The 3,345-nt window shown below is 73.4% G+C and carries 2 protein-coding genes; both read left to right on the plus strand.

The genetic code is table 11. The features are described from left to right. Positions 1 to 168: 168 nt before the first annotated feature. Positions 169 to 1,473 carry an AAA family ATPase gene (locus LCD31_RS26350; protein ID WP_224962433.1) on the plus strand — a complete coding sequence of 435 codons (1,305 nt, stop codon included), beginning with the start codon at positions 169 to 171 and terminating at the stop codon, positions 1,471 to 1,473. Positions 1,474 to 1,542: 69 nt separating this feature from the next. Further along, the coding region (locus LCD31_RS26355) for a hypothetical protein (RefSeq protein ID WP_308015872.1) at positions 1,543 to 3,345 on the plus strand (1,803 nt) is incomplete at its 3' end.

Consider the following 3,345-nt stretch of genomic DNA (forward strand, 5'->3'; position numbering starts at 1 on the left):
CCGGGGGGCGCACCCCCCCCCCGGGGGGGGCCGGGGCCCCCCGCCCCCCCTTTTCAAACCCCCCCCCGGCCCCCGGGGGCCCCCCCCCCCCCCCCCCCCCCCGGGGGGGGGGCGGGCCCCCCCCCCCCCGCCGCGCTTGACCCCATCACATCCCCGGAGGTACCCATCATGACCACAACACCCACCACCCCCGCCCCGTCGTCCGGCCGGTTGCGGAACGGCGAGCTGCGCGCTCAGGTGGCCGGGGTGCTGGCCGCCGACCGGAAAGCCGATCACAGCCCCCGCCAGGTGGCCACGGCACTGAACCGGTCGGCCGGTGCGGTCGGCAACGCGCTCAAGAAGTTGGCCGAGGAGGGTGCGGCGGAGGTCACCAGCGCGGCGCCGCTGCGCTACAAGGCCACCCGCACCACCCGCAAGGCCGCCACGCCCCCCGCCGACACCGGCGCGGGCAGCAAGGCGGCCCCGGCGGCGAAGTCCGGCACCGGCCGCGCGACGGCGAAAACCGGTGCCACGGCGAAGAAGCCCACCACGACCAGCAGCGCCCCGGCATCGCGCAAGGCCGCCACGGCGGACACCATCGGCACCTCCCCGAAGCCGGGGAAGGCGGGCGCGGCCGGGAAGCCGGGGAAGGCCGCCGGGTCCACGGTGCCGGGGGCGGTGTCGTCGGCGGTGGCGGTGTCGGGTCCGGTGGCGCGGCCGAACGGGCAGCAGTACCACCCGCGCACCCTGGCCGGGCTCCCGGACGTGACCGCGTTGCGGAAGTTGCGCGAGGCCGACGTGCCGGTGTTGCTGTACGGCCCGCCCGGGACCGGGAAGACCGCGATCGCGGAGGCTGCGTTCCCGGACCTGCTCACGGTGTCCGGGGACGGTGACACCACCGTCGCCGATCTGGTCGGTGAGTACACCCAAACCCCCGACGGCCGGTATGAGTTCGTGCACGGGCCGCTCGTGCACGCCATGCGGGAAGGCCGCCCGCTGTTCATCGACGACGCCTCGCTCATTCCGCCGACCGTGCTAGCGGTGGTGTACCCGGCGATGGACGGCCGCCGTGAAGTCGTGATCAAAGCCAACGGCGGCGAAAAGGTGACCACCGCGCCGGGGTTCTACGTGATCGCCGGGCACAACCCCGGGGTGCACGGAGCCATCGTCACCGACGCGCTCTCGTCCCGGTTTTCCGCGCACATCCAGGTCTCCAGCGACTACGACCTCGCCGCCCAACTCAAGATCGAACCGAAAGCCGTGCGCATCGCCCGCAACCTCGCCACCAAGCAGCGCGCGGGCGAAATCGGGTGGGCACCACAACTGCGGGAGCTGATCGCGTTCGACCGAATCGCGGGCGTACTCGGGACGAACGCGGCGGCCGGGAACCTGCTCAACCTCGCCCCGGAGGAGGACCGCGACACCGTCGCGGGCGTCGTGCGGTCCGTGTTCGGCGGGGCCATCGCCCCGCTTGCCCTCGGCGGGCGCATCTAGCCCGCCCCACCCGTTCCGGTTCGTATTTCCTGTTGCTGTGAAAGGACATTCCCGCCCATGAGCACGCATGTGGTCACCGATCCCGCCGCGACTCGCACCTCGTTTCCCGCACCGCTATCGCCTTCGTGGCTGAGTCTGTCGGCCGCGCTGACCGAGGAGGCGCCGATCATCGCCGACCGCGACGACCTGGTCGTGGACATCGCCCCCGGCGCCGGGCACGGCGCCCCGGCCTGCTTCCTGCCGCCGCACGCGTCCATCGAGATCAACGGCACCCACCTCGGCAAGATCAACCCCGCCACCGCCGACCCATCCGACCCGGCCGACCGCACCCGGTACGCGACGGTGTGGGGGTTGTTCACCCACGAATGCGCACACGCCCAGCACTCCCGATGGGACCCGCCCACCGACGCACCGCCCGGGGCGGTGGCCGCCGCGATGCTGCTCGAGGAGTCCCGCATCGAAGCAGCCCACCTGCGGCGCCGCCCGGATGATCGTCATTGGCTGCGCGCGTCGGCACGCAACCTGATCCTCGCCGACATGCCCACTTCGGGCATGACTGCCCCCGACGCCGCGCTAGCGGCCGGGCTGCTGCTGGCCCGCACCGACGCCGGAATCCTGACCCCCACCGAAACCAGCGGGCTTCGGCGCATGATCCGCGATGTCCTCACCACCGACACCCTCACCACCCTGCGCGGCATCTGGCAGCAGGCCCACACCGTCATTGACGACGACGCCGAAACGATGCTCGACCTCGGCCGCCGGTGGTGTGATGCCGTCGGCACAGACCCCGACACCCCCACTGGCAGCGGCAGTAGTGAGGAGAACGAGTCCGATTCGGACGGTGCTACCCCTGCACCCTCACCGTTGGCGGACGCGGTACGGCGCACCGTGGACCGGGTCGCAGACCACGTTGCCAGGGAAACACCCCCGGGCATGAGTGCCGCTCCTGCCGCTGCCACGGCCGAAGACGATGCCGAAGCGGCCGCCACGCGGCACATCGCAGAGACCGTCTTCGCTGACGACGGCCATCCCGGCACCGGGGACACCCCGCTCGGTGACACACGGGCACCCACCCCGCACGAACGGCGCGCAGCCCGCAGCCTGGCCCGCGCGTTGACCACCGCCGGGATCACCGAACGCCACACCGTCCGCACCACCTCACCGGTGCCGCCGGGACGGTTGCGGATGCGTGGCGCACTGGCCGCCGACGCGCAACGCGCCGCCGGACAGAAGCCCACCGCCGAACCGTTCACCCACACCACCCGCCGCATCGCCCCCGCCCCGCCGCTGCGCGTCGGAATCGCCTGCGACGTCTCCGGATCCATGCGCCCTGCCGCCCGCGACACCGCCTCCGCCGCCTGGATCCTCGCGCACGCCACCCGGCACACCACCACCCCGGCCAGGACCGCGACGGTGATCTTCGGACGCCACGTCCGCCCGATCACGCACCCGGGCAGCGCCCCCGGCCACGTCACCGAGTTCCCCTGCCGAGACGACGACGAAGACCTCCCCCGTGCGATCAAGGCCCTCGACGGAGCACTCGACCTCGCCCACCCCGGCGCGGCCCGCCTACTCGTGATCATCAGTGACGGAAAGTTCCAGGACTACGCCGCCACCGGCGGTAAACGCCTGATCAACCGGCTTCGTGCGACCGGTTGCGGCGTGCTGTGGCTGGCCACCGGCTTCGATCCCCGCCCCCTCGATGGCGCGACCGTGCACGAACTCACCGACCCGGCCACCACCGCTACCGTCATCGGCCGCGCCCCCCCCCCCCCCCCCCGCCCCCCCCCCCCCCGCCCGCGGCGGGGGAATCCGCACGTCACGGCCGGGATGCGCGCGGCGGCCGCGCGTGCGGGAGGGCAGGGGGACTCC

It is taken from the genome of Saccharopolyspora sp. 6M, from assembly GCF_020176775.1.
In the GTDB taxonomy this organism is placed as follows: Bacteria; Actinomycetota; Actinomycetes; order Mycobacteriales; family Pseudonocardiaceae; genus Saccharopolyspora_C; species Saccharopolyspora_C gregorii.

Bases quoted from the DNA above. Each gene is read 5' to 3' on its own strand.
- LCD31_RS26350 (WP_224962433.1), top strand. From the start codon at position 169: ATGACCACAACACCCACCACCCCCGCCCCGTCGTCCGGCCGGTTGCGG.